The organism is Thermostichus sp. OS-CIW-20 (assembly GCF_054061455.1).
The window spans coordinates 1-23,739 of the sequence record NZ_JBSSEF010000042.1 but is presented as its reverse complement, the minus strand read 5'-3'; the positions used below and the strand labels follow the sequence as shown (position 1 = coordinate 23,739).

Annotated in this window: 19 protein-coding genes and 1 pseudogene; 11 read left to right on the top strand and 9 right to left on the bottom strand. The window is 59.7% G+C overall.

The window, feature by feature from the left end:
- Positions 1-124: 124 nt before the first annotated feature.
- From ACVWXC_RS12190 to ACVWXC_RS12160, 7 genes are all read right to left on the bottom strand, one after another.
- The gene (locus tag ACVWXC_RS12190) at positions 125-1,237 is read right to left on the bottom strand and encodes an NAD(P)/FAD-dependent oxidoreductase (protein ID WP_011429170.1); all 1,113 of its coding nucleotides are present in this window, start codon (positions 1,235-1,237) and stop codon (positions 125-127) included.
- A gap of 33 nt (positions 1,238-1,270) precedes the next feature.
- Positions 1,271-1,423, bottom strand: coding sequence for a photosystem II protein Y (locus ACVWXC_RS12185; protein WP_011429171.1), 153 nt, complete (start codon positions 1,421-1,423; stop codon positions 1,271-1,273).
- Positions 1,424-1,852: 429 nt separating this feature from the next.
- Positions 1,853-2,854 (bottom strand): M14 family metallopeptidase, encoded by a 1,002-nt coding sequence (locus ACVWXC_RS12180; RefSeq protein WP_099812557.1) that lies wholly within the window; start codon positions 2,852-2,854, stop codon positions 1,853-1,855.
- 234 nt (positions 2,855-3,088) lie between these two features.
- Positions 3,089-4,558 (bottom strand): glutamate-cysteine ligase family protein, encoded by a 1,470-nt coding sequence (locus tag ACVWXC_RS12175; protein ID WP_099812556.1) that lies wholly within the window; start codon positions 4,556-4,558, stop codon positions 3,089-3,091.
- A gap of 55 nt (positions 4,559-4,613) precedes the next feature.
- The gene (locus tag ACVWXC_RS12170) at positions 4,614-6,560 is read right to left on the bottom strand and encodes an alpha-1,4-glucan--maltose-1-phosphate maltosyltransferase (protein WP_011429175.1); all 1,947 of its coding nucleotides are present in this window, start codon (positions 6,558-6,560) and stop codon (positions 4,614-4,616) included.
- Between the two features lie 76 nt (positions 6,561-6,636).
- A complete protein-coding gene (locus ACVWXC_RS12165; protein WP_099812554.1) occupies positions 6,637-7,989 on the bottom strand; it encodes a TldD/PmbA family protein in 1,353 nt (450 codons plus the stop codon).
- A 153-nt stretch (positions 7,990-8,142) separates the two neighbouring features.
- On the bottom strand, positions 8,143-8,466 hold the full coding sequence (locus ACVWXC_RS12160) for a hypothetical protein (RefSeq protein ID WP_143596990.1): 324 nt from the start codon (positions 8,464-8,466) through the stop codon (positions 8,143-8,145).
- A 244-nt stretch (positions 8,467-8,710) separates the two neighbouring features.
- Here ACVWXC_RS12160 and ACVWXC_RS12155 point away from each other — a divergent pair, with 244 nt between their 5' ends.
- From ACVWXC_RS12155 to ACVWXC_RS12145, 3 genes are all read left to right on the top strand, one after another.
- The gene (locus tag ACVWXC_RS12155; RefSeq protein ID WP_099884321.1) at positions 8,711-9,046 is read left to right on the top strand and encodes a TIGR02450 family Trp-rich protein; all 336 of its coding nucleotides are present in this window, start codon (positions 8,711-8,713) and stop codon (positions 9,044-9,046) included.
- Between the two features lie 306 nt (positions 9,047-9,352).
- Positions 9,353-9,826, top strand: coding sequence for a 2-C-methyl-D-erythritol 2,4-cyclodiphosphate synthase (gene ispF / locus ACVWXC_RS12150; protein WP_011429179.1), 474 nt, complete (start codon positions 9,353-9,355; stop codon positions 9,824-9,826).
- A gap of 182 nt (positions 9,827-10,008) precedes the next feature.
- On the top strand, positions 10,009-11,790 hold the full coding sequence (locus ACVWXC_RS12145) for an ABC transporter substrate-binding protein (protein ID WP_457393002.1): 1,782 nt from the start codon (positions 10,009-10,011) through the stop codon (positions 11,788-11,790).
- A gap of 1 nt (position 11,791) precedes the next feature.
- Here the strand turns inward: ACVWXC_RS12145 and ACVWXC_RS12140 are convergent, their stop codons facing one another.
- Both ACVWXC_RS12140 and ACVWXC_RS12135 read right to left on the bottom strand, forming a co-directional pair.
- Positions 11,792-13,957 (bottom strand): amylo-alpha-1,6-glucosidase, encoded by a 2,166-nt coding sequence (locus ACVWXC_RS12140; RefSeq protein ID WP_099813277.1) that lies wholly within the window; start codon positions 13,955-13,957, stop codon positions 11,792-11,794.
- Between the two features lie 86 nt (positions 13,958-14,043).
- On the bottom strand, positions 14,044-15,102 hold the full coding sequence (locus ACVWXC_RS12135; protein WP_414401840.1) for a glycosyltransferase family 4 protein: 1,059 nt from the start codon (positions 15,100-15,102) through the stop codon (positions 14,044-14,046).
- 365 nt (positions 15,103-15,467) lie between these two features.
- On the opposite strand from ACVWXC_RS12135, the gene ACVWXC_RS12130 reads away from it, so the two are divergent.
- From ACVWXC_RS12130 to ACVWXC_RS12095, 8 genes and pseudogenes are all read left to right on the top strand, one after another.
- Entirely contained in the window at positions 15,468-15,890 is a 423-nt protein-coding gene (locus tag ACVWXC_RS12130) for a thiol-disulfide oxidoreductase DCC family protein (RefSeq protein ID WP_414404784.1), read from the top strand.
- A 409-nt stretch (positions 15,891-16,299) separates the two neighbouring features.
- Positions 16,300-17,307, top strand: a complete 1,008-nt coding sequence (locus ACVWXC_RS12125; protein WP_457410479.1) for a hypothetical protein — start codon at positions 16,300-16,302, stop codon at positions 17,305-17,307.
- Between the two features lie 287 nt (positions 17,308-17,594).
- Positions 17,595-18,617 (top strand): hypothetical protein, encoded by a 1,023-nt coding sequence (locus ACVWXC_RS12120; RefSeq protein ID WP_457392995.1) that lies wholly within the window; start codon positions 17,595-17,597, stop codon positions 18,615-18,617.
- A gap of 130 nt (positions 18,618-18,747) precedes the next feature.
- Positions 18,748-20,120 (top strand): annotated as a pseudogene (locus ACVWXC_RS12115) (AAA family ATPase); the annotation flags it as partial.
- A 95-nt stretch (positions 20,121-20,215) separates the two neighbouring features.
- Positions 20,216-21,805: an amidophosphoribosyltransferase gene (gene purF / locus ACVWXC_RS12110; protein WP_457392993.1), complete on the top strand. Its 1,590-nt coding sequence runs from the start codon at positions 20,216-20,218 to the stop codon at positions 21,803-21,805.
- A gap of 42 nt (positions 21,806-21,847) precedes the next feature.
- Positions 21,848-22,390, top strand: a complete 543-nt coding sequence (gene def, locus ACVWXC_RS12105) for a peptide deformylase (RefSeq protein WP_414510864.1) — start codon at positions 21,848-21,850, stop codon at positions 22,388-22,390.
- A gap of 10 nt (positions 22,391-22,400) precedes the next feature.
- The gene (locus ACVWXC_RS12100) at positions 22,401-22,817 is read left to right on the top strand and encodes a thiol-disulfide oxidoreductase DCC family protein (protein ID WP_099812550.1); all 417 of its coding nucleotides are present in this window, start codon (positions 22,401-22,403) and stop codon (positions 22,815-22,817) included.
- A gap of 466 nt (positions 22,818-23,283) precedes the next feature.
- Positions 23,284-23,739, top strand: a 456-nt coding sequence (locus tag ACVWXC_RS12095; protein WP_240530503.1) for a pentapeptide repeat-containing protein, incomplete at its 3' end; no start/stop codon positions are given.

The following is a 23,739-nucleotide window of genomic DNA, read 5'->3' as shown; positions in this document are numbered from 1 at the left end:
CGAGCAGCAGGCAACGCCCAGATTGTGAGACTCAGGGGCATTGAACCCCTTCGTCTCACCGCCTATCCTCCATCCCGCCAAGCTGCGCTGTGGCGGGAGTACCCCGGAGGTTCTGATGGTGCCGTTAGCGGGCGTGCGCAGGGATCCCCAGCATTTCCAGCAAGGTTTTAGCAGCATCCTGGCCGGAGAGCCAGGCGCCTTCTACTCGCTCCCCGGCACACCAATCGCCGGCACAGACCAACGGCAACCCCTTGCCGGCACCGGCAGGGACGTGGGTGCCCAGGCTGGCCAAACCTATCGTTTCCACAGGAAAAGCGTAGCGCCAGCGATGCACCTGCATCCATTGCGGCGAGGCCAGCCAGGGATCCAGCCGTTTGGCGGCGTGATCCAGCAGTTCTCGACCAGCTTTTTCCAACTCGGCGGGGCCGGCATCCAGATACCGCGACGACCACTCCGCCCCCCCGTGCAAGACCACCAGCGGCGGCAAGGGCTGTAGGCGCTTGCTGCTGTCCAGGGCCAGCCAGGCCAGCATCGGATCCTGCAAACACTTGATCCCCTTCCAAGGCGGCAGCGGCGTGCTCTTCGAATAGCCGGCCAAAACGGCAATGCAGGGCTGATAGGCGGCGGATCCCGGCAGAGAGAGCAGGTTGTCGGCAGGAGGGATCCCCTCTTGCAGCAAAGGCAACAACTGGGGAGCTGGGATTGCCATCACCACTGCCGCGGCCTCGTAGCACTGGCCGTTTTCGGCCTGTAATTGCCAGGTGGTTGCCAGCGGCCTGAGGCCGACCACACGCGTCTGGGTGTGGATGGACAAGGAGGTGGCTAGCTGTTTGGCCAGCGTCGTCATGCCCTGTGGGCAGATGTAGCGGGGTTTCTCGGCGTTGGAGTCCTCTGGGCGCAACCCCTCTCGATCCAGCAGGTGCAACGAGCGCGTCCATTCCCTCAGCAGCCCCAGGCCCAATAGCTCCTTCAGCCAGCGATAAAAGCTGTCGGAATCGGCGGTCAGGTATTGAACCCCGTGATCTACAGGCACTGTTTGTCCGGCATGCTCAACCCGCCGGGTGGCCATGCGCCCACCCAAACCCACCGATTTCTCCAGCACCAAGACCTCCAGCCCCGCCCGCCGCAGTTGCCGTGCGCAGGCTAGGCCAGCCACCCCGGCCCCGACGACAACGACGTCCGCCGACTTTGCGTTGCCCAGGCCTGGCCTTGCCCCCTGGAGATTTTCGTCTGACATACAGGGCCTATCGGCTGCAACCGGATCCCACCTTCAACTCCCGCTCTTGCCAAAGGGGTTGTTGCCCCTTTCGCCGAAGAGCTTGGCTTCCCCCTTGATGGCAGCCTTGATGATGTTGTAAGCGGCCCAGCCAACCACCAAAACAATGGGTGCCAGGACGATCAGCGGACGGAGATCCATATCCATAGTTTCATCCCCCTCTCATCAACGGAGTAACAAGAGCTTCCAGAGTTAGCAACTGCTGGGATCCCGAAGAGCGAAGCTTTTTTGGGGTTTGGGTTTCGCTTTGGGCGGGGTACAACTCCGGAAGAACGGCTATGTCCAGAATAAACTCAGGTATACCTTCTCCCGCTAAGCCCTGACGGACTGGGGCAAAAACCTCCGCTCACGCCAGCAGGACAGGATCCCTGGATGATTTCTCAGAGTTGCTGCTTACTCAGGATCTTCACACAGCCGGAGAGTGGCTGCTTCGCCGTTCCTAGCCCATTCTGCAGCAAGCCCGGCTTCTGGACAAGAGCTTGCCTTGTTGCCTCTTGCGGGGATGGGCCAATCGAGCTAGGCGAGAACGTCCGTCGCTGGCGCCACGTAGACTGCGCCCGAGAGTAGCGCGGAAGTTTAGCCAGCCAGGGAGTAGCGCTCCATCAAGTAGCAGAGGCAATCTTGGCGGATGATGCGGCTGTTGAGGGTGAGCATGCCGGGCATGATGGGCACGCGGGTGCGAATTTCGCCATCTTGGGCATAGAAGAAGCGATCCGCCACATCTTGGCCCTGCTCGTCTTGTACCTCCAGGTGGAAGCCGTTGTTCGTCCAGCCGATGCGGGTGTGGGGAGGGAGCTCCCGAAAATTGAGGAGATCCAAATCGGGGGGAAAGCGCAGGTGCGGGTCGCCCGCCTCTTCCCCAAAGCCGAAGCTTACCTCGTCTGGGATCTTGACGATGGCGACGCTGTGGAACAGGTCGATATCCTGGCTGAGGACGGGGCGTTGCGGCAGCGCCGACAGGTGCAGGCAGGCTTCCAGAAATTCGCAGGCATGTTGGGTGCCGTGGGGCTGATCCGGCTTGCCACATTCCAGGGTTACCGCCGGGCAGAAGCGCCCAAAGGCCATGCTCTGCACCCCTTCCGGCTTGGTGAAGTAGAGGACGGTGCGCCCAAACAAGGTGGCCAGGTGCAGGGTAGAGGCATCCAAGTAATTGACACAGGCGTAGTGGGGGTTGGTGCCGGTGTTGTTGTGAATATCGACGCTGGCAAACACGCCCCGCTGCTGCATCTGCTGCAGGACGGCCTGGGCCATGGCGTGCTCGGGGGTGGAGCCGGGGCCCCAGATGCGGTTGTAGTCCGGTTGGCCGTCCAGGCGCCGTTGCCCGTAGCGGGCGGCCCGCACATTGCCGATGAAGAGAGACAGAGAACGGGGCAATTCCCGCTGGGCGTGGTGGCGGAGGAGCTGCCGCACCGCCTGCCAACCGGTGGTTTCGTTGCCGTGCAGCAGCACAGAGACAAACAGGGCGGGATCCCGTCGCCCCGGCAGATGGATGAGGGTTGGCCCACCCAATCGGTCGTAAAGCTGATGGGCCTCTAGATCCAGCAGTTGATCCGGTAGATGATCGAGAACGGTGAGCATACTGTTTGGGCTAAGAGGCTCGACTCAAACTTCTGGCTTTTGGCCTCTCTCCCTGGGGTAGGAGGGAGCAGAAGTCCAACGAAGTCCTTGGTCGCGAATGAACCGTTTCGCTGCGGTAGCTCGGGTCGCAACAAGGCCATCTGAGAGAGAGTTTGCCCACTCGAGATGCGGGCCAGGGATCCGCCCTGCCGCCGCGGTGGCCCACCGCTGGTACAACCGGCTGTGGAGAGAGCCCTAGCTGAGATCCCAGGTGTGTACCGGTTGGCCTTGCCGCTGCCGTTCCCAGTAGGCACAGGTTAATTGTTGCATATCTTTACCATGCCGAGCCACATAGCGGCGCTGCCAGGTGGCCCCATTCTGCCCCGACTCCACCCGGGCGCGGAGAATGCCCAGGTACTCCTGAATATCGGAGGGGGCCAGATCCAGTTGAACCAAACCCGCCTCTGCTTGGGGGATCAGCTCTTCCAGCAGCAATTGGCGCAGGGATCCCTGCCAACCCTTGAGCCAAGTGATGGGGGCCTCCAGACCCCAGCGGGCCGCCGTGTAGAAATTGGCGCGGCACTGGGCAAAGCTCAGCTCCTGCTCGGGGGGGACGGGCTGGGATCCCAAGGCTTGCACCAGACCAAAGTAGAAGGCCGCATTGGCGATCATATCGGGTAGGGTTGGGCCTGCCGCCGCCACCCGCTGTTCGATGCGCAGATGGGGATAGGGATCCACCCCCACCAGAGGGCGGTTCCAGCGCCAGATGGTGCCGTTGTGCAAGCGCAGATGGGCTAGCTCAGTAGGAGGTGAGGCCAGCCTCTGCGGCAACACCACCGGATAGCAGCGTAGATTTTCCCAGAACAACTCCATCAGGGACTCTTGCACATAGCCTTGCCCAAAGGTGACGCGAGGTTGGTGGGTGGGGGCAAGGGGGGGTGGGCCATCCAACGCCTGCTCAAACACAGGGATGCGGGTTTCCGCCCATAGGTCGTGCCCGAACAGATAGGGAGAATTGGCCGCCAGCGCTACCAAGGGGGCCGACACGAGCAGGGAAGCGTTGAAGTAACGGGCCGCTTGGTGGGGGGCCACCTGCAGATGGATTTGAAAAGAGGTGGTGGCTGCCTCCAGCATGACGTTTGGGTGGGTGACCCGCAACCGCCCAGCCGGTCCTTCGATATCTAGCCCCAGGGGCGGGATCCCCGAGGATTGCTCGCGCCGGTGCAGGTTCAGGATCTGCTCGTTGAGGGCCAGATAGCGTTTGCGGGGGGAGATCATCTCCAAGGTTAGCTGCTGCTGCTGCAGCGTGGGTAAAATGCCGATGGTCATCAGCCCCGCCTGCAGTTGCTCGGCCACTCGGCAACAGCGATCCCACCTCTGTTCCAGCTCTTGGCGGAGCTGCTGCAGAGCGGATGCAACCAAAACCTGGGGCCGGCTGTTGAGCTCGATGTTGAAGCGGGCCAGTTCCGGCACCACCAGCGGGTCGTTGACGGCCTCCAGGTAGGCTGAGTTGATCGGGGCCGGATCTCCCTGGGGGGTGACCAGCCAAGCTTCCAGCTCAAACCCGCCCACCGGGGATCCCTGGGCAAAAGGCCGGCAAATGGGATCCAGCCCCGGCAGGCCGGCCAGCCAGCGGTCCAGCAGATCCGTCTCCTGCTGCAGCCGAGCTTTGAACTCGGCAAAGTCCTCTGCGCCAAAGCTGAGGGAGGCAATCTCTTGGCCCATCGAGACAACTCCGCGGCTTTCGTGGATGAGATCACTGCACTGCTGGTATCGGGCTTCAGCTTTCGACGAGAAAAATATGGGCCGGCATCGTCCAGGGATCCAGCTTGATGTAGTTGGTGGATCCCTGCCAGGAGTACTGCTGGCCGTCCAAGAGGTCGATCACCTTGAAAGTTTGCCAGTGTTCCAAACCCAAAGCCCCCAGGTTGAGGGTGACCCAGCCAGATTGAATGTGAAACGGATCCAGATTCACCGCCACCAAAATCCGGTTGCTGCCATCAAAGGTGCGCTTGGAGTAGCAGATCAGGGCCTCGTTGTCGGTGGGGTGAAACACCAGGCTCCAGTCGCTTTGCAAAGCCGGGTTTTGCCGCCGGATCTGGTTCACCTGCGCGATCAGAGGCCGCAAGTTATCCGGCGCGTCCAGATCCCAGTGGCGGATTTGGTATTTTTCTGAGTCCAGATACTCTTCGCTGCCGGGGCGGAGCGGGCGGTTTTCACAGAGTTCAAAAGCGGGGCCGTAGATGCCGTAGCTGGCCCCCAGCGTAGCCGCCAGGATGAGGCGCAGCATAAAAGCCGGGCGTCCCCCCTTTTGCAAAAACTCGTTCAGAATATCCGGCGTGTTGGGCCAGAGGTTGGGGCGGTAGTACTCCCGCATCGGGGTTTGGGTGAGCTCGGTGAAGTACTCGGTCAGGCCCCATTTGTCGTTGCGCCAGGTGAAGTAGGTATAGGATTGGGTGAAGCCCAGCTTGGCCAAGGATTTCATCAGCTTGGGGCGCGTAAAGGCTTCGGATAAAAAGATTGTCTCCGGGTGCTTGGCCTTGATCTCGCCGATGCACCACTCCCAGAAGCCAAAGGCTTTGGTGTGGGGATTATCCACCCGAAAGATGGTTACCCCTTGGTCGATCCAGTATTCGATAACGCTTTTTAACTCCTCCCAGAGGGCCTGCCAGTTTTCCGTCTCAAAGTCGAGAGGGTAGATATCTTGGTACTTCTTGGGCGGGTTTTCCGCATATTGAATGGTGCCGTCGGGCCGCTTTTTAAACCATTCCGGGTGCTCTTTCACATAGGGGTGATCTGGCGAACACTGGAAGGCGATATCGAGGGCGATGTCGATGTTGAATTTTTTGGCCTCCGCCACCAAGCGATGAAAATCCTCCAGGGATCCCAGTTGGGGATGGATGGCCTTGTGCCCGCCTTCTGGCCCGCCGATGGCCCAGGGGGAGCCCACGTCATCCGGCTCCGCCGTCATGGCGTTGTTTTTGCCCTTGCGGAAGGTGCGCCCGATGGGGTGGATGGGGGGCAGGTAAAGCACATCAAAGCCCATCTCGGCAATCTGCGGCAGGCGGGCGATCACATCCTGGAAGGTGCCGTGGGTGTGCTCGTCAGGGCCACAGGAGCGGGGAAACAGCTCGTACCAGGTGCTGAAGCGGGCCTTCTCCGGATCCACCCAGACCCGTCGCTCCGGGTAGGCGGTGACGAAGCGGCGCTCGCCGTAGAGCTGCATCAGGGATCCCAGCGTCGGGGAAAGGGCGATCTCGATAGCTGGATCCCCGCCTTGGCGGAGCATTTGGGCGTAGTTGCGCAACTTCGCCGCCAGATCCCCGCTTTGAGCCTGGGCGGCCCGCTCCACGAGCTCCGCCCCGATCAACAGCTCCACCGCCACATCCTGCTCGGCAGCCACCCGCTTGTGCAGATCCTGCTGCCAGGTTTTGAAGGGATCCACCCAGGCCAGAATCCGGTAGAAAGCTTGGCCGATTTGCGTGACCTGGAACTGGGCCCGCCAGCGGTCGTTGCCGAGGGGCTCCATGAAGATCTCCTCCCAGTCGGTTGCCCCGGCCTGGCGGAAACTGAGCACCGCCGAGAGTTGGTCGTGGCCATCGGCGAAGATGTCCGCCTCCACCACCACGTACTCCCCCACCGTCCGCTTGATGGCGTAGCGCCCGCCGTCGATTTCCGGCGTCACCGCCTCGATGATGGCGCGTTGCCGACCTTCCGTTGGCCACATCATGATCCCTCAGCTTGCCTTTGCCTGCTCACAGGCTTGCCAGCCTGCCCTTTCAGAATGCCCAACCGACTTTACGTTAGCCCGCCGTTACCGATACATCTTCGATGCGCAGGGCGGGAAAAGCGGTGGTGCCGTTGAAAACGGTTACCTCTTGTGAGATGGCGGAGATATTGCGCAAACAATCGTAGAGGTTGCCGGCAATGGTGGTCTCCAGGATGGGGCGTTTTTCGCCGCCTTTAACCAAAAAGCCCCCCTTCACCACCCCGGAAAAATCGCCAGTGATGGGGTTGCTGCTGCCGGAAAGCCGGGTGACGATAATGCCCCGCTCCATCGCATACAGCTCAGACAAAGGGGTTGTCCCCGGGGCCACGCTCAAACAGGCCGGCCCCACGCCCGGCAAGCTGCCCGCCCCCCCTGTGGCATGGCCGTTGGACGGGATCCCGGCAGCCCGGCCTTCGTAGCTGTTGTACATGAAGTTGCAGAGGATCCCTTCATGGATCAGGGGGGTAATTTGGCGGGGGATCCCCTCGCGGTCGAAGGGCTCGATGGGGTAGCCAGGCAAGCCCAGCCCCTCGGAAACCAACGTCAACAGGGGGCTGGCGATCAGGGATCCCATCTTCTGCGCCAGCGGGCTTTTGCCTTTGCGCACCGCGTCCGCCCCCAGCACAAAGAGGAGATCCCCCAGAAACTCTTCCACCACATCCGGCGGCAGGACGATGGGGCCGCGGAAGCTCTCTCCCTCGGTAGCTCCCAAGGCCCCCACACATTTCTGGACAAAGCGTTCAAAAGCCCGCTCCAGCGCCGGCACCAGATCCGCCCGCTTCTGGACGCTGTCGCCGTCGTAGGCAAAGCTGCCCACCTCGTCCCCATCGATGGCCATGCCGAACAGGGATCCGCCCGCCTCGACGCTGTGGTAGTTGGCGCGGATGCCGGTGGAAGAAGCAATGGCCACGGTATCCTCTTCTACGCTGAACGAGCCGCTGTCGATGGTGATGCGCGGGTCTTGGGAGCGCACCCACTCCACCAGTTGGGATCCCAGTTGCGTCAGCTCGGCGGCATCCAGTTCCAGCAGGCCCGGGTCGAGGGCAAAAGGCACCTGGGGCAGGGGCTGGGGATCTGGCAGGCCGTTGAGGGGATCCGCCGGCGAAGCCTTGGCCATGGCCACCGCCTCAGCAGCCGTCTCCGCCAGATCCTCAGGGCGGTTGGAGGTGGCAAAGCCCAGCCTGCCGCCGCAGAAAACCCGGATGCCGAACAGGGTCTCGCTGCTGCTGCGGGCCAGGTTGAGGTCATTTTTCTCAAAGGTGACTTCCGTCTCGCGGCCTGAGTTGGCGAACACCTCTGCTTGGTCAGCTCCGGCAGCCAAAGCCTTTTGCACACCCTGTTCGCAGAGATCCAGCAGGTTTTCAGGAGAAATGACGGAGCCGGCCATAGAAAACTTGAGATCCGCAAGAGAACAGTTCTATTATCGACCCTAGCAGCAAGGCCTGCCCCAGGAACGGGGCCCAGAAGAGCGCGCCTGTTTCAAGCGGTTCCCTCAGGCGCCGGGATCCGTTTGCCGGCGGTTTTCCGGATCCCTATCGGATCAGGGCTGCTCCAGGGGCTGATCTGAAAAAAGCAGGGGGGCAATGTTGGCTGCCTGGTTGAGCGGGATCTCGTCGTGGATGGCGTACTGATAGAACTGATCCAGCCGCTGACACAAACCTTCTGGGGTCAAAGCCTGCACGTTGGAGCTGATGATGTAGCTCTGGGCAGGAGAGGCCCGAAAGGCCTGAAAGGCTTTGCGACAAAAGGCCTGCTTGGCCTCAGGATCCGCCTGGCGCCACTCCGGCCCCGTCAGTTTGCCGGATAGTGCCGGCTGGGTGGCCGCCCAAGCGCTGGACGCGACCAGGGGCAGTCCTGTTGCCAAGATCAGGCCAGCCAGGATCAGAAACAGAAGGCCTCCCTTTAAAAATATCTGACGAGAAAAGAACTGAAGCCGTTGCCAGTGTTGCCCCATGGTTGGATAGGCTAAAGGTATCCCTTCGATCATACCGATCGCAGGAGAATCCAAAGCGGACGGCTTCTGCTCGTTTTGCCTGCTCCCCAGGGTTCTTGTAACCGTCAAAAAAGCTTGGCCGATCTCAAAACAATTGCCAGCACCCGTCCGTCCCGTGGCTCGCAGCAAACCCCGCCAAAAACAGCGTTTTCCCCACCTCCTCGGCTCCAAGTGGACTTCCGTTCAGCCGGTGATGGGTTGGCGACATTTTCAGGTCGCCGCCCGCCAAGAGGGAGAAGGGGGGCTGGTGTTTGCCGAGCTGAGGGCCGTCTGCGATCCCCAGGTGCGCCTCTGGGTCAACGCCGCCACCCTCAAGAACCGGGATCTCTGGCAGCCGGGCTGGGCACCGCTGGAAGACGGGATCCCCTGCGGGCGGCAGGATCCCCTTCTGGACAACCCTCTGCCGGCAGATGATTTCCCCCCGCCTGCAGGGATCCCCGGATCCCTCTAGCGCTGTATCCTTAAGCAAGGGGGAGAAGTCTCGGAGAAAAAAGATGCCCAGGTGCGATGTCTGCGGGAAAGAGCTCAGCTACAGCGATTATCAGTGGGCCAAGCGCTGTACCAATCCCTACGGGAAATCCCACCTCATCTGCTTCGACTGCTACAGTGGCTCTTCTTGTCCCATCTGCTACTCCCCTCTCGAGTCGGCAGAATAGAGAGAGGTCGTTCTCAAAAGCCGCTTGTCCTCTCCCCGTGAGCCAAGCTCTTGGGAGGAAGTGGCAGAGGTCTCGATGGTTTTCCCAAGGGAGCCGGAACAGTGCGCATTGGCCAGGGCTATGACATCCACCGCCTCGTCGAGGGGCGCCCCCTGATCCTAGGTGGGATCCGGATCCCTTACGAAAAAGGGCTGTTGGGCCACAGCGACGCCGACGTGCTCACCCACGCCATCATGGACGCTCTCCTGGGGGCCGCCGCCCTGCGGGACATCGGCTACTACTTTCCCCCCGAAGACGAGCGCTGGAAGGGGGCAGACAGCATTCTCCTCTTGCAGCAGGTGGTGCAACTGGTAGGCCAAGAGGGCTGGCGCATTGCCAATGTCGATAGCGTCGTGGTAGCGGAGCAGCCTAAGCTCAAGCCCCACATCCCCGCCATACAGGCTCGCCTGGCCGAGGCCATGCAACTATCGCCCAAACAAGTAGGCGTGAAGGCCACCACCAACGAAAAACTGGGCCCCGTCGGCCAGGGAGAAGCCATGGCCGCCTTTGCCGTCGTCCTGTTGCTGGAACGCTGAGCCGCCGCTTTCTGGGAAGCACCTGGTCATCGCGCTGCCCAAGCTGCCAAACTGGCAAGCAACCGCTTCAAAAGTTTGCCCCAATTGCCGTGCAACCCCCTGCTGCCTCGATTGGGAGAGGGGCTGGGGGTGAGGGGCGCTGGCGGGCCCTTTCAAACTTGCTCGGATACTCAGCCAAGGAAATGGCAGGCCAAAACACCACCTCAACAGAGCAGCTCAAGAGAAGCCTTTTTGTTCCCCTATTCCTAGGGATCCTCCTCCTCTGGCTTGGCGCCTGTGCTGCTCCCACCCGCCCGCCCCATCTCATTGCCACCGTTACCTCGGATCCCAAAACCTTCAACACCTATCTGGCCACCGAGAGCTCCAGCCGCGACGCCATCGCCTACCTAGAGGCGGGCCTGGTCACCCTCGATGAAGATACCCTCCTGCCCAAGCCGGAGCTGGCGGAAGGCTGGGAAGTGTCTGAGGACGGCTTGCGCTATGTCTTTACTTTGCGGGAGGGGCTGCGCTGGTCGGACGGGGAGCCCCTGACGGCGGCAGATGTGGACTTTACCTTCAACCGCATCATCTTCGACGAGCGGATCCCGACCTCGGCGCGGGATGTGTTGCGCATCGGCGAGGCGGGGGCGCTGCCCCAGGTGCGGGCCTTGGACGAGCGGCGGGTTGAGTTTGTCCTGCCGGAGCCCTTCGCCCCCTTCCTGTTGCAGGCCGGATCCCCTCTCTTGCCCAAGCACATTCTGGAGCCCACCGTGGAGCAGGTGGACGGCCAGGGCAACCCCCTCTTTTTGCAGACCTGGGGAGTTGACACGCCGGTGCAGGAATTGGTGGGGGCCGGCCCCTACGTCTTGCAGGAATATACCCCCGGCCAGCGGCTGGTGTACCGCCCCAACCCCTACTACTGGAAAGGGGAAGGGATCCCGCGCATCGAGCGGGTCATCCTGCGCATCGTGGACTCGGAAGATACGGCCCTGTTGCAGTTTCGCTCCGGCGAGACCGACGTGTTTTCGGTGCGGGGCAGAGACTTTCAGCTCCTGAAGCGGGAAGAAAAGCGGGATCAGTTCACGATTTACAATCTCGGCCCCACCCTCAACAACAATTTCTTTGCCTTCAACCTCAGCCGGGCCCGCAACCCCCAAACCGGACGGCCCTTTGTGGATCCCGTCAAAAGCCGCTGGTTCAACGATTTGAACTTCCGCCGGGCGGTGGCCCACGCCCTAAACCGCCAGTTTTACGTCGAGAGCGTCCTGCAGGGGTTGGGCGAGATCCAGCACTCGGTCTTCTCCCCCGCCAGCCCCTTCTACCTCAGCCCAGCAGAGGGCCTGCCCACCTACGACTACGATCCCGAGAAGGCGCGGCAACTGCTCTTGGCTGCCGGCTATACCTACGACGCCGAAGGCCACCTGCGGGATCCCGACGGCAACCGCGTCCGCTTCAGCCTGATCACCAACGCCGGCAACAACCAGCGGGAGGCCACCGGCGCCTTGATCAAGGCCGACCTGGCGCGGATCGGCATCACCGTGGACTTCACCCCCATCGCCTTCAACACGGTGGTGCAGCGCACCGACAGCCGCGACTGGGAAACCTTGTTGCTGGGCTTTGGCGGCGGCGGCACCGAGCCCAACAACGGCTCCAACATCTGGCGCAGCGATGGCCGCCTGCACCTGTTTAACCTGGGGGATCTGCCCGGCAACCCCGCCGAAGGGGTGGAGGTGAGCGATTGGGAGCGGGAGATCGACCGCATTTTTATCGCAGGGGTGCGGGAGCTGGACTTTGAAAAGCGCAAGGCCCTCTACGACCGCTTTCAAGTGATCATCCAGGAACAACTGCCCCAGATCGGCACCTTCAATCCCCTGGTGCTCTCGGCCCTGCGCAACCGCCTGCAAGGGGTGGATCCCCGCCCCATCCTCGGCCCTCTCTGGAACCTGGATCAGCTCTCCATCCAGGACGTGCTGCAGGAGCGGTAGCCTACCTCACCGTCAGCTCCACCTCCCCCGTGCTTCTAAGGACGTTGATCCCCACCCCTCCTGCCTGGAGATACAGGCCGATGTCCAGGGATCCCCGCCCCACCTGAATGTTCTCAAGAGTTACATGAGGCAGCCATAGGGGCAGGGTGGGCTGAGTCAGGTGCACCCGCTGGGCCAGCCCGTCGATCTCCAGCCCCAGGCAGGCCTGCAGCAGCAAGAACACGCTGGCTGCCGCCCAAGACTGGGGCAGACAGGCCACGGGGTAAAGGGTGGGGCCCTCCCGCTGGCGCCGGCGAAAGCCACAGAACAGCTCCGGCAGCCGCCGCAGCTCCAGAAACTGGCTGGCATCGAACAAGGCCGTCAACACCTGGGCCGCTTCCGCCTTGTAGCCATAGCGGGAGAGCCCGGCTGCAATGAGGGCGTTGTCGTGGGGCCAGATGGAGCCGTTGTGGTAAGACATGGGGTTGTAGCGCCCTTCCCCTTCCGCCAGCGTGCGGATCCCCCAGCCGCTAAAAAAAGCCGGCTCCACAAGTTGGCGGGCAATGCGCTCGGCATGCTGCGGGTGGGCGATCCCGGAAAACAGGCAGTGGCCCATGTTGGAGCTGCGCACGCGGCAGGGCTGCTTGCGCCCGTCCAGAGCCAGGACATACCCCCCCAGCTCCTCGCACCAAAACTGCTCCCAAAACCGCTGCTGCAGCTTTTCTGCTTGCTGTCGCAGCTGGGCTGCCTGCGCCTGCCGCCCCAACAGCTCCGCCATCTCCGCCGCCAACCGCTTGGCCTCGTAGGCGTAGCCCTGCACCTCGCACAGGGCAATGGGCGGCTCCGCCAGGGATCCGTCGGCATGGAAGATGGCGTCTTCCGAATCTTTCCAGCCTTGGTTGCGCAGGCCCCGCCGCGCCTTGCCGGCATACTCCAAAAAGCCGTCGCCGTCGGGATCCCCGTAGGTGTCCATCCAGCTCAGGGCTGCCTCGATATTCGGCCACAACTGCCGCAACAGCTCGAGATCGCCGCTTCGGCGCACATAGCGCCCCGCCAGCACCACAAACAAAGGGGTGGCGTCGATGCTGCCGAAATAATTGCCAAAGGGGATCTCGCGGGTCTTGGCCATCTCGCTGTAGCGCTGCTCGTGCAGGATCTTGCCCGGCTCGGCATCGCGGCTGGGATCCACCTCCTGGGCCTGGTGGGCCGCCAGGTACAGCAGCACCCCCCGTGCCAAATCGGGAAACCACCAGAGGGTGGCCAAGGCGGTGATCAGCGCGTCGCGGCCAAAGACTGTGGCAAACCAAGGTACCCCGGCGTGGGGATAGAGCCCATAGGGAGTGCGGGCCAGCATCATCACCAGGTCGTCCCGCGAGGCGTTGAGCCACTCGTTAAACTGGGCGTTGCCAGTGTCGATGCGGTGGGCCAGAGCTCTTAGCGCCGCCCGATGCTCCCGCTCCGCCTGCAGGGCCTCCTGGTAGCTCAAGAGCGGGATCTCCTCGCCGCCATAGCTGCAGACTACCCGCACCTCCAAATCCCGCTCCTCCTGGGGCGCCAGCGGCACCCACCACTGCGCCAGCTTTTCCGAGACCACCTCCGGCGCAGGAGAAAACAAGATCCGGGTTTGCCGCTCCACCCCGTCCAGGCCGCGGTAGCGCAAAGTTACCCCTTCTGAGCTCACCTGGGGTGGCAGCACTTGTCCCCGCTGCGAGCGCCGGATGCCGCGAATCTCAAACATATCGGCAAAATCGGCCTCAAAGCGCAGGGTCAGCGGCACCCGAAACGGCTCCGAGCCGTAGTTGTGGATGCGAATCCGCTCGTAGGCCACGTTGTTCCACAAAAAAGTAGTCCGCAGAACATGCAGGGTATCTTGACCGATAAACTGCCCCTTCGAGGTGGTGAACTCGGGGTTGGTCAGATCCACCGCCAGAATATCCTTGTCTTCTCGCACCTCCGAGCTAAGCAACAAAAACTGCTTCCCCTGCAAATCCAAGACCAGCCGCGACAAAAAGCGGGTATCATCCCGAAACAGGCCGTGATCCCGGATGCCGAGGGGGCGCATGTTGCCCAGCCGGTCAAAGATGGCAAAGCAGTTGTCCTGCTTGAGGACGTGGGGACGCGCCTCCACCAGCGAAGCGCTGGCGCGGATGTAGTACTGATCCTGAATCTGAATAATGTCTTCGGCCATCTCGGTCTTCCCAATATCTGGCCCAAATAAGGCGAAAAAGCGGTTCCCAAACAGCACCAGCTTCCACTGGGCAGGGTTGGCATCTGTTAAGCCACCTTTTTCGAGATCTCCTGCCGCTCGTTCACCAGTTGCCGGTAGAGGGCCTCATATTCCGACACCATCCTCTCGACGCTAAACCGCTCCTCAAACACCTGCCGCACCCCGGCTCGGTCAAGGGATCCCACCTTTTCGATTGCCTCTACGGCCTCTTCCACCGAATCGACAATAAAGCCGGAGCGGCTGTCCGCCATCACCTCAGGCACCGAGCCAAAGCGGGTGGCGATCACCGGCGTGCCGCAGGCCATCGCTTCGATCATCACCAGCCCAAAAGGCTCCGGCCAGCGGATGGGAAACAGCACCGCATAGGCCTTGCCCAAGAACTCGCTTTTCTCCTGTTCGGTGATTTCCCCCACGATCTCCACATTGGGGTGGCGGCTGGCCAAAGGCTTAATTTCCAACTCGTAGTACTGGCGATCCACCGCGTCGATCTTGATAGCAGCTTTCAGCGGCATCCCTGCCCGCGCGGCAATTGCAATGGCCGTGTCCAGCCCTTTTTCCGGCGAAACCCGACCCAGAAAGGCCAGGTAATCCCCCTTTTCTGGATAGAAACGGTGGAGATCCAGGGGCAAACCATGGTAGACCGTCCCCACCCAGCGCGCCTGGGGCAGGGGCCGCCGCTGGGCATTGGAGATGGAGACCACCGGAATGTCCTGAAACTCAGTGTAGAGAGGCTGCAGCTCCGGGATGTCCAGTCGCCCGTGTAGGGTGGCCAAAAAAGAGACCTGAGGATGGCGGCGGGCCAGGGCGTAGGGATAGTAGTCGATGTGGCCGTGGATGATGTCGAACTCGTCGGCCATCTGAAAGGCCTTCTCCACCATCAGGATGTGGGGCGCCACCGTGTCGATGGCCGTGGGATCCAAGCGCAGAGCCCGCTCCCGAAAGGGGATCAGGCGGGCTTGGGTTTGGGAGTCGCCGCTGGCAAATAGAGTCACCTCGTGCCCGCGCCGCACCAGCTCTTCGGTTAGCCAAGAGACCACCCGCTCCGTGCCGCCGTAGAGCTTGGGGGGCACGCTCTCGTGCAACGGGGCAATCTGAGCAATGCGCATCGTTATCCTCCGAACTAAAAACTTGACAGCCGTTCGGGGCTGTTGGCTGCGCCGAGCTGAAAGGCGCTTTCCGGGCGCTGATCCCGGCAGCACAGTTGTTTGACAGTCGGTCGCAGATTTTCTTGCTGCTAACAACCCCTTGGCTAAAGCCGGATGATAAAAAAAGAGGGAGCCAGCTAGATCCAGCCTATGGGCTAGCTGGCTGGCTTTGTTGCGTTGGCTGGTGAGAAAATAGCCCATCCCCCAAGCCTAGCCGATTTCCAGCACGAATACAATCGCCTCATGGGCCGGCTATTTCTGCCGCGGCAAACAGAGGCAGAGTACCAAGCCCAAATTTTGGGTCGGCCTGCCTAAGGGATCCCACCATGCCCTACATGGTTATCTACGACGGCCTCTGCAACCTCTGTGCCACCGGCGTTCAGCTCTTGGAGCAACTGGATCGCGGACGGCAGTTTTGCTATGCCCCCATGCAAGATGCTTCTACCCTGGCCCAATGGGGGATCCCACCGGAGCAGGTGGAGCTGGGGATGATTCTCATCGATCTGGAGCACCCAGAGCGCCGCTGGCAGGGATCCGCTGCCATTGAACAAATTGCCGCCCTTTTGCCGGGTGGGGAGCTGTGGCTGGCTCTGTACCGCAACTTTCCTGGCTTGAAGCTTCTAGGGGATCGAGGCTACGAACAGATCCGGGATCACCGCTACGAGTGGTTTGGCCGCCGTAACACCCCATACCTATCTGTCTACCCTGCTTGTGTTTCCTGCCGGGATCCCTTGGCTGACAACCCATAATACTACTTGGTAATGCTTGCCCTTATCCAGCTACCTGAACTGAAGGAGGCCGATAGGAGAGGGGCTGTACTTAAGGGATCCCTTGACGAGGGATACATTACTCCTGAGTGTTTAATAATTTTTAACTCACCTCATTGGTAAACAGGATGTGTTTGTGTGTCAGGAACACCTTTTCGGCCCTGAGAAAGCTGGCCTAGGATGGAAATGTTATGACGTTGTCAAAGACCCTGTTTTCGGCTGGGTGGTCACTTGGTAAAAGGCTGCCGACAGCTAGAAAACAACGCAAAGAGCAAATCTTTTTGCAAAAGGTCTGCTAAAGCGCGTCATCAACCATTGGAAATTTCCTTGATGCTTTATAACGTTAGGAGGTGTCATCATGAAGAGAATAACAACTATAGCTTTGCATTCCGTGTTTCTCGTAGCTCTTGTTTTCAGCACGGGGCATACCCTTGCACAGCAAGAAACACAAGAAAAGCAGCAGACCGAAAAGAAGCAAGTGCCCACTGAAGTACCACGTCCGTTGCCAGATATGACAAGAAAGAAATTGCCAGTTGTTAATGACTCAGGAGAACGATATATTCTCTTCATGTACCGGGAAGGAAGCATCTCGTCTGCGGACATCAAACACATCGTTGAGGCCACTAACCTGACAATCAAGACCAAGAGCTCACCGCGAAGGCTTATGCCGGGTGCTTCAAACATAAGCTTTTTAGAGCAACTAACACTAGCAGAATTTGGGGCCATGCTTTTTTCGGACGATACCACTAGGGGAGGAGATGTGGCCAACCCGCGAATGGCCAAGTCCCCGACACTGAGCGAGCTTTTTCGCAAGCATGGTCCTGTGCTGTTTTTTAACGCCAAACAAACAAGCGAAGGCGGGCCGGGGCCATGTCCGAGGCCCATCAGTCCGTCGTGTGTAGATCTCGTTAGACCTCCGCTTCTGCCTTTTTGCATGTGCTTGCTTGATTTAGATATCCCGCGTCTCGGTGAAAGCAGTCGGATGTCGAGTCCAGATACCTCACAGCGGTTGATCGTGATAACCTTCAACCAGACGCCTGAAACCCTGAGTGAATTCAAGGGACTCTTCTGTACCTTGTATCATGGCGATTGCGGTGGCCCCATAGGTAAGCCTACGCCGCTGCCCGAGCCGGTTACCGTACGAACATATGCGCCGCTGAAATGGAATGGGCCAATTGAAGACGAGAGGGCTTTGCGACAAGCATTGGACACTAGAGCGATCGACACGCCGATAAAGTTGGGCGATCAACCGGCCCAAACGATTACCTGTATGCGTCGTGATGCGCAAGGAAACTGTAATTGGTGGCGCATATGCGGCAGTCTCGGCCCCAACGGGGCTTATCGCTGCTACGACATAATGGACCTTGGGCCAGGCATAGGCTGGCAGGTAGCCTGGTAATAAAAATGATAGACAGCAAAGTAAATTACCAAGACAGAAAGGAAGGGATAAGAGATGATTAGTACAATGTCAAAGATCTGCAAATCTGTTTCAGTCGTTCTGTGTGCGGTGGCATCGTTGTTTACCCATGGCGCACACGCACAGTCAAACTCTAATCCGGCCACTTCCTTCCACCAATTAGTGATGCCAGAGAAACCCTTGATTGTAACAACTGCCCCATATCGTGCAAAACTCAAACGTTAGGGGGTGTAATCATGAAGAGAATAACAACTATAGCTTTGCATTCCGTGTTTCTCGTAGCTCTTGTTTTCAGCACGGGGTATACCCTTGCACAGAAAGAAACACAAGAAAAGCAGCAGACCGAGAAGAAGCAAGTGCTCGCTCAATCAATACCACGTCCGTTGCCAAGTGATGTACAGAAAGAAACACAAGAAAAGCAGCAGACCGAAAAGAAGCAAGTGCCCGTTCAATCAGTACCACGTCCGTTGCCAGACATGACAAGGCGGGTGCAAGAAGCCAACAAGGCTTTCCGCGATGCAGTTGCTTCTGAAATGCAAGCGGCTGCACGTCAAGCGGGCGTGAAGATCCGCACAGACAACTTCGTTGCCATTCCATTTGATGACTCGGGCACGGTTGTGGTGAACGCAATGATCGAAGGCGCTGATAGGTTGAGCATCGAAGAGCTTGCTAAGGGCGCCGATGTTCTCTTCGTCTATTCTGGTGCAAAATTGGGCTCTGCTGATCGGCGTGGCGTGCCGTATATATTAGTAGACCATGGTTTCTACGTTGTGCGGGTGTCACAAAATCCTGCCAGTGGGCAGTGGATCGCCCAATTCAAGAACTTGCAAGGCAGGGTTGTCTTGGAAACCGAAGCAATCGTAGAAAAACCAGACTCAAACGCTGCCAAGATGCAACCAATGTGCACGCTTGGACCAAAAGGCGAACTGATTCTCTTTGACGAGCACGACCGGTTCAAAAATATTACACTATCGGTCAGTTCGAAAAGGTTTCCTCCGGGTGGAGGGGCGGGGGGGGTTATTCTTGTTCGCTCAAGGACACTACGCGAGGCAGCATGGCAGGTTGTTAAAGAGGTCGCGAAAGAGCCCGTCTCTATAGAACAGGTGGTTCCTGTAAGTTTAGGACCGGTCCCCCTGCCTGATGCTATTACTGTCCTCTTTAACTGCGGAACCGAAAACAAGCCAGATTGGTGCGAATGTACTTTAGTAGAGCGAGGATCAGATTACGCAATCTGGAGTTGCATTGGCCAAAAGAGTAAGAAGTGGTATGTGTTTTATGTTCTCCGCGAATAGATGGAGGTATAACCATGCCAAACGGAACAAGCACTGCAGTGACCGAAGCAACCCGCCTCAAGGATGTCTTCAATGCCCTCCTTGCGGCAACACTTACTGACGTCTAACAAAAATAGGAGGTATTACCATCCTAGCCACCTCTCTGAAGCCCAAACGCAAGCTCTTAATCTGGGATATTGTCTCTGGCTGGTCAGATAACGGTCAGAACAAGGGGCAATTGATGCCTGCCTTGAACCGCATCGGCACCATCAGAGAAGATGAAGCAGTGATTTGTGTCTTGAAAGACTTTAACCCTACCCTGAGAAATCCAGAACGCTCGGATAATTATCCCGTCATTCGCTACCTGAAAACTTTAGCTAGGCAGAGCCGCAGCAGCCGCAAATCCATTATTCTCATGGGGCCAGAAGCAGTTGTACCCTCAGACCTGAGATCCGAGCCTGCCAAGGGCTGACGCGGCAGCGCATTGAACGCATCCTGGCCCGCGCCTTAGCCGCCAAGGGCAAGGTCAACGAGGGCGATATCGATCTGGTTCTGGAGGAAAAAAAGAAATACATTCGCCAGACGGAAATCCTGGAATTTTACAGCCCTTCGGAAACCTTGCAAAATGTCGGCGGCCTGGAAAACCTCAAGGCCTGGATTAGAGAACGCCGCAACAGTTTTAGCGCTCAGGCCCGCGACTATGGCTTGCCCAGTCCCAAAGGGATTTTGCTGGCCGGGATCCAAGGCACTGGCAAATCCCTCTGCGCCAAAACCATAGCCCGCGAGTGGCGCATGCCTCTGCTTAGGTTGGATGTGGGGCGGCTGTTCGGTGGGATCGTTGGCGAAAGCGAAAGCCGCGTGCGGCAGATGATCCAAATTGCCGAGGCGATGGCCCCCTGTGTCTTGTGGATTGACGAATTGGATAAAGCCTTTGGCGGCATCAACAGCGAGTTTTCTGGGGATTCAGGCACCAGCAAACGGGTCTTTGGCAGCCTCATTACCTGGATGCAGGAAAAGACCAAACCCGTTTTCATTGTGGCCACTGCCAACAACGTCCGCATCTTGCCGGCTGAGTTGCTGCGCAAAGGTCGGTTTGACGAGATTTTCTTTGTCAATTTGCCAAACCAACGAGAGCGGGAGGAGATCTTTCAAGTCCACATCCAGCGACTGCGGCCCAACCGCGTGCGTGATTTCTCCTACACCGAGCTGGCCGTGGCAACGGAAGACTTTAGCGGGGCAGAAATTGAACAGGCTATCTATGACGCCATGCACACGGCCTTTAACTAAGATCCACCCCGCGAGTTTACCCAAGAGGATATCCTCAAGGCCATTCGCCAAACCGTCCCTCTGGCCGCCATTGCCCGCGACCAAATTCAAGACTTGAAGGCATGGGCTGCTGAGTCGGGAGCTCGAACCGCTTCCCAAGATCAACGGTTGGTTCAAGAGCTGCAAACCCTGGCTCAAAAGAGAGGGCTAGGCCCCATTGAAGTCGATAGCCCCTCTTCCGCTCTGAAAGACCTATAGCAACTTGGCAGTGACCTGCTCATCCCGGCGCAGTCGAGGGGGAAGTGGCTGGGCTCAGGCTAGACTGGTAGGTACAACCGGCAAGATGAGGATCCATGGCAGCAAAAGCGGGGGCAAGACCATCTCCGGCGGGGGGAGAGGAGCAGAACTGGCCTGCCGGCTTTTGGAACAGCCAGGAAGGGCCCAAAGAGGCCTGCGGGGTGTTTGGCATTCTGGCTCCCGGCGAGGAGGTGGCCAAGCTGACCTATTTTGGGCTGTTTGCCCTGCAGCATCGAGGCCAGGAATCGGCGGGCATCGCCACCTTTGAGGGGGCCTTTTGCCGAGTGCACAAGGCGATGGGGTTGGTTTCCCAAGTTTTTGACCCGGTAAATCTGGGCCAACTGAGCGGCGACTTGGCGGTGGGCCACACCCGCTACTCCACCACCGGCTCCAGCCGCGCCGCCAACGCTCAGCCGATCATTGTGGAAACCCGCCTGGGGCCGCTGGCTTTGGCCCACAATGGCAATTTGGTCAACGCCGAAGAGCTGCGGCAAGAGCTGGAAGCTGCCGACCGCCACCTCACCGGCAGCACCGACTCGGAGTGTATTGCCCACGCCATTGCCCGGGCGGTCAATCAGGGCCAAGGCTGGGTGGAAGCCACCTGTCAGGCTCTGCGCCGCTGCCGCGGGGCCTTTAGCCTGATCATCGGCACGCCAGAAGGGCTGATCGGGGCACGGGATCCCTATGGGGTGCGCCCTCTCGTGTTGGGGCTTTTGAGCAGCAACCCCGCTAAGCAGGAGCTGCTGCAGCCGCAGATGCTGGGGATCCTCTGCAGCGACGGCAAGCCCAACCACCCCGAAGCCCAGCCGCTGCACTACGTGTTGGCTTCGGAAACCTGTGCGTTGGATATCATCGGGGCGGAGTATCTGCGCCAGGTGGAGCCGGGAGAGCTGGTGTGGATCAGCCGGCAAGGGTTGCAATCGGTGCGCTGGGCCGAGGCCACCCCCAAGCTCTGCATCTTCGAGATGATCTACTTTGCCCGCCCCGACAGTTGCATGGACGGGGAGAGCCTCTACTCCTACCGGGTGCGGCTGGGGGAACAACTGGCCAAGGAAGCGCCGGCAGAGGCCGACTGGGTGATCTCGGTGCCCGATTCTGGCACGCCGGCAGCCATCGGCTATGCCCGCCAGGCAGGGATCCCCTACACGGAGGGGCTGATCAAAAACCGCTATGTGGGCCGCACCTTCATTCAGCCTACCCAGTCGATGCGGGAGCGGGGCATTCGCATGAAGCTCAACCCCCTGGAAGACGTGCTGCGGGGGCAGCGGATTGTGATCGTGGACGACTCGATTGTGCGGGGCACCACCAGCCAAAAGATCGTCAAGGCCCTGCGCCAGGCGGGGGCCACCCAAGTCCACATGCGCATCTCCAGCCCTCCGGTTACCCATCCCTGCTTCTACGGCATCGACACCGACAGCCAAGATCAGCTTATTGCCGCCAAGTACTCGGTGGCAGAAATTGCCGAGAAAATCGGGGTAGACTCTTTGGCCTACTTGAGCTGGGAAGGCATGCTGGCCGCTACGGGCCGGGATCCCAATTCCTTCTGCTCCGCTTGCTTTACCGGCCACTACCCCATCCCCATCCCGGAGGGGCTGAAGCGCTTCAAGCTGGCTTTGGAAACGGCAGCCAGCCGCAAAGACCGCTAGGAGCCTGGGGGGAGAGGAGGGTTCGCCGCAGTTTGCATTTGAATGCCTGCAATCGCCATGACTTTACGCCTGCGCCAGCTAGGGGATCCCATCCTGACTCAAGTGGCTGAGCCGGTCGCCGAGTTTGGGACGCCGGCTTTGCAAAACCTAATTGAAGAGATGCTCGCCACTTTGAAAGAGGCCCAAGGGGTGGGCTTGGCGGCCCCTCAGGTGGGATTCCCCCTCCAGGTCATCATCGTAGCCTCCCGTCCCAACCCTCGCTATCCTGATGCACCCCAGATGGAGCCGCTGGTCATGGTTAACCCCCGCCCCCTAGCTTGCAGCGAGGAGCAGGTGCTGGGGTGGGAAGGGTGCTTGAGCGTGCCCAACTGCCGCGGCCTGGTGGCCCGTTCCCGCGAGGTGGAGGTGGAGTACCACACCCCTGAGGGATCCCGGCAGCGGGTGGTCTGGCGGGATTTTCCGGCGCGCATCTTCCAGCACGAATACGATCACCTCAGGGGCCGATTGTTCCTAGATCGGCAGCCGCAGCAACTGCTCTCTGAGGCCGACTACCAAGCCCAGATTTTGGCCCAGCCCCCTGCCTGAGGATCCCAACATGCCCTACCTGGTCATCTACGACGGCCTGTGCAACCTCTGCGCCAGTGGAGTCCAGCTCTTGGAGCGCCTGGATCGCGGCCAGCAGTTTCGCTACGCCCCCATGCAGGATGGAGCTACCCTGGCCCAGTGGGGGATCCCGCCAGAGCAGATGGAATTGGGGATGATCCTGATCGACCTGGAGCAGCCGCAGCGCCGCTGGCAGGGCTCCGCCGCCGTCGAACAAATTGCCGCCCTCTTGCCCAGCGGATCCCTGTGGCTGGCCCTCTACCACAACCTTCCCGGCCTCAAGCTTTTGGGAGACTGGAGCTATGCCCAGATCCGGGATCACCGCTACGAGTGGTTTGGCCGCCGTGACACCCTTTATCTACCGGCTGTCTGTGAGCGCTGCCGGGATCCCTTGGCAGAAAAGGACTGAAGCTCTTTTTCTGTAAACTGCAATACTTATCTGCCTGGCCCAAGGGATCCCTTTGCCAAGTTTGAATTCCTATCCTCAAAGCTGGCACGTTTGAAAGGTTGAAGTTGAACATATTAGCATATCGAAATATTAGTATATCGAAGAATACCTTCCCGGTGAGAACTCCCCAAGTCTGACCTTGTCTTTATCCAGGGCCAAAGTAAAAATAGAAACGAAGTTAGCCGACAGGGAGTGGGCTGTGGCTACAACTGGATATGGAAAGACTAAAGCTGAAGGAGTTGCCGGCAGTTCAGGAGCCGTTCAGCTAGTCCTTAGGAGTGGCCATCCTTATGGGGGAAACGGGACTGTTGGAAGCTTTGGTGAAAAAAGCAGAAAGATTCTTCTACAGACAACGCAGCAGCATCTGGATTGGCAGGTGCAGTTTGCAGTTTGGAAGACCTTACTAAGCTCTGGCATACCTCAACTGGTGCAAGTAGCAAAAACCTATCAAGTTCCCCTGCGTCCGGTTGGAGACATCCGAGAACGATATAGAGCCGGCGAGCGGGACTTTCGCTGGGCAGATCTGAGGAGGGCCAACCTCAGCGGGCTAAACCTAAGGGGGGTGGACTTAAGCGGGGCCAGCTTGAGTCGAGCGAGACTGGGCCAGGTCAATCTAAGCCACGCCAGCCTGGTTGGAGCCAACCTCAGTCAGGCAGACCTCAGTGGTGCAGACTTGAGGGGAGCCGACTTAAGCGGAGCCAACTTGATGGGGGCCAATCTCATTGGGGCCAACCTGCGGGGAGCCAATCTAGCAGACGCCAACTTGAAGTGGGTCGTCATTTCCCGCGAAACGCAAATTGACCGCAAGTGGCAACTGATCTGGGAAATTGTCAACGGCCACGCCCAGGGGAAAAATCTAGCTCAGGCAGACTTGAGCGGGGCG